The following is a 3,241-nucleotide window of genomic DNA, read 5'->3' as shown; positions in this document are numbered from 1 at the left end:
GCTCGACCGCGGCGGCGGCGTGGTCGGTCACCCGGTAGTCGACGCTGTGCGCGTCACCGACCGCACCCGAGGTGAACGGGTGCAGTACGGGCATCACTTCGCTCAGGTCGCCCATGTCGGTGGAGGCACCGCGATGCGCGCCCAGCGAGATGGCGGCCTCCCCGAACAGCGTTGCTGCGTTTGCGCGGCACAGCTCCGTCAGCCCCGGATCCTGGTGGTGGGGAAGGTAGTTGAGCGTCGTCTCCGTGGTGGCGGTGGTTCCCAGGGCGACGGCTCCTGAGCGAACCGCGCGGTCCACGGCGTCGCACGCGTGACGGAGCGCGTCGACGGTGCGGGCGCGGATCACGACCTCCAGCTCGGCGCGGTCCGGCACAGCCGTGGGGGCCGAACCTCCGTGCGGCATCACGGCGTTGACGCGTACGGCGTCCTCGTCGCGGAACGTGTCGCGCTGCGCGTCGATGGCCGCCAGAGCCAGCGTCGCCGACTTGAGCGCGTTGACTCCGCGCCACGGCGACGCACCGGCGTGGCTCGCCCGTCCCTCGAACCGGACGCTCTTGACCACCGAGCCGTTGTGGCTGTCGCCGACCGAGAGGCGCGGAGCACCTTCGCTCGCGGTGTGGCAGAGCATGGCCATGTCGACGTCGTCGAAGGCCCCCCGTGCGATGAGGTCGGCCTTGCCGACGAGATGGCGCAGTTCACCGGCGCGTACGAGCTCGCGCCGCCATTCGAGCTCGGTGCTCTCCTCGGCCGGTACGGCGAAGAAGACCACGTCGCCGTCGAGTTGCTCCCGTACTGCCGCGAGACCCATGGCGGCGCCGAGCATCGAGGCGACCTGTGCGTGATGCCCGCAGGCGTGCGCCGCGCCCGTGGCGGGGTCGGCGAGCGGATGTCCGGGCAGCAGCAGGGCGTCCAACTCGCCGAGGACGGCGGCCGTCGGCCCGCTGCTGCCGCCGGTCATGCGTGCCTTGACGCCGGTGCGGGACAGCCCGGTCTCGAACGGCAGCCCCATGCCGGTGAACCAGTCGGCCACGACCGCCGCGCCGCGCTCCTCGCGGTATCCGGTCTCGGGGTGGCGTTGCAGGTCGGCGCTGAGTTCGATCAGGCGGTCACGGGAGCTCTCGACGGCCTCTCGCGCCGCCCGCTTGAGCTCCGTCACCTCCGCCGCGGTGCTCAACTCTTCTCCGTGACAACGGCGTTCGCGGGGGTACGCAGGTGCCGGCCGAGACCCGCGCGGAAGGCCTCCGTCGTCTGCGGGGTGATGAGTGCGCCGAGCACGGCGACGCCGGCACCCAGGACGAGGAAGGAGAAGGCGACCTCGAAGGAGAAGCGCTCGGCGAGGAATCCCATCACGAACGGGGAGACGGCACCGGCGAGTTGGCCGCCGAAGTTGACCATGCCGCCGCCGACGCCCGCGTATTCGGGGGGCAGCATGCGCAGCGGCAGACCGAAGATCTGCATGTACGCGAGGTACATCACGAGGGTGCCGCCCGTCTCCCAGACGATGAATTCCGTCGCGGTCTCCGCCCGCACCATGAACATCAGCAGCACCGCGGTGACCAGCATGACGGGGATGACGACCCGGCGGTGATTCCCACGCAGATAGCGGTCGAAGACGTAGCCGCCGAGCACCATGCTGACGGCCGCGCCGAACCAGGGGATGCCGGCGAGCACTCCCGCTCCGGTCAGCGACACGCCCTTCGTCTCCCGCAGGAAGGTCGGCACCCAGGAGACCAGGCCCCATCCGATGATGTTGAACCCGCAGAACATCAGCGTGAAGCGCCACATCACCGACGAGCGCAGCAGCCGCAGCGCGTCCCGTACGGGCACCTGGACGGGGGCGGCGGACTTGTCGTCCGTCACGGCGTCGCCGTCCATTCCAGTCCCGTCCGTGGTCGCGTCCCTGGTGAGGGCGGGCGGGAGACCCTTCCACAGCACGAAGACCATCCCGGCGCCCAGGACGGCCACGGCGAAGAACGCACCGCGCCAGCCGAACGCCGCGACCAGGGGCGCCGCGACCATCGGCGCGATCGCGGCCCCGAAAGGGTTGGACGCGGACATCGCGCCGTTGGCGGTCAGTCGCTGCTTGCGGGTCGTACGTTCGCTGATCGCCTTGATCGACGCCGCGGGGAAGATGCCCTGGAGCGCGCCGAAGACCGCGCGCAGCGCGAGCATCGAGCCGAGCCCGCGGGCCAGACCGCACGCCGCGGTGAAGACGCTCCATCCGGCGGCGGCCACCAGCATCGTGCGCTTGGCGCCCCAGCTGTCCGCCAGGATCCCGCCCGGGATCTGGAACAGCGCGTACGTGATGAAGAACGCGGTGAGCACGAGCCCCTGCTCGGTCTCACCGAGGGAGAACTCGTCGCCGATCTCCGGCAACGCGATGGTGATGACCAGCCGGTCGATGTAGTCGACCAGCCAGGCGATGAACAGTACGACGACGGTCACCTTTGCCACTTTCGAAGTGGCAGGGCGCCTGGTCGCCTCCTGTATCTCTCCGGCCTTCTCCGGTTCCATCATTCACCTCCGCGCAGCGCACCGGGACACCACCCGGCACGGGACCGGATGTTGCAGAGCAGTCTGCAAACCCGGCGCGGCCAGCGGCTTGTGGAGGCGGACGAGGTTATGGCCGATCACTGATGCGGTGCTCCAAGGCCGCCGTCTCCGTGCGTTCCGGGCGCCCCGTGGCTTCTGTGAGCGCCGTGGCTTCCGTGAGGGCCGTGGTCGCCGTCCCGGTCGGCGGGACCTGCGGACGAGGTCGTGGACGGACCGGAGGAAGACCCCGGCGACCCCGGCGAGGGCTGAGAGAGCGCGAAGAGCTGGACGCCCGCGTTCAGACGCTCGTGCGGATCGGTCAGGTCCAGCCCGGTCAGCTCCCGTACGCGACCCAGCCGGTACCGCAACGTGTTCGCGTGGACGTTCAGCACACGGGCCGCACTGCCGGTGTCCCCGAAGGCGTCGAGGTAGGCGGCGAGAGTCGCCGTGTAGTCGGTGCCGCGCCGGCTGTCGTGCTCGCGCAGCCTCGCCACCGGGCCCGACTGGAGCCGTTCGTCGGCGGCGACGGCCCCGCTGAGCACGATCAGGTTCGCTGTGCCCCTGACGTCGGCGTACGCGGCGCAGCGCTCCCCTCGTCCACGGCGCCTCAACGCCCGTACCACCAGCTCCGCCTCCATGCGTGACGCGGAGAGCTCACCGATGTGCGGGACGCTCGGACCGATCCCCACCCGCGGCCGCACCCCCACCG

At 70.8% G+C, this 3,241-nt stretch carries 3 protein-coding genes; all 3 read right to left on the bottom strand.

The features are described 5' to 3' along the window. The coding region (locus H5J26_RS29740; RefSeq protein ID WP_181769062.1) for an amidohydrolase at nt 1-1,174 on the bottom strand (1,174 nt) is incomplete at its 3' end. Further along, nucleotides 1,171-2,517 (bottom strand): MFS transporter, encoded by a 1,347-nt coding sequence (locus tag H5J26_RS29735; protein ID WP_181769061.1) that lies wholly within the window; start codon nt 2,515-2,517, stop codon nt 1,171-1,173. The genes H5J26_RS29740 and H5J26_RS29735, both read right to left, overlap by 4 nt. A 113-nt stretch (nt 2,518-2,630) precedes the next feature. Continuing rightward, a partial coding sequence (locus H5J26_RS29730) for a helix-turn-helix domain-containing protein (RefSeq protein WP_210771900.1) occupies nt 2,631-3,241 on the bottom strand: 611 nt, incomplete at its 5' end.

The organism is Streptomyces albidus (ex Kaewkla and Franco 2022), from assembly GCF_013870515.1.
Taxonomy (GTDB): Bacteria; Actinomycetota; Actinomycetes; order Streptomycetales; family Streptomycetaceae; genus Streptomyces; species Streptomyces albidus.
This window is presented reverse-complemented; position numbering and strand designations above follow the sequence as displayed.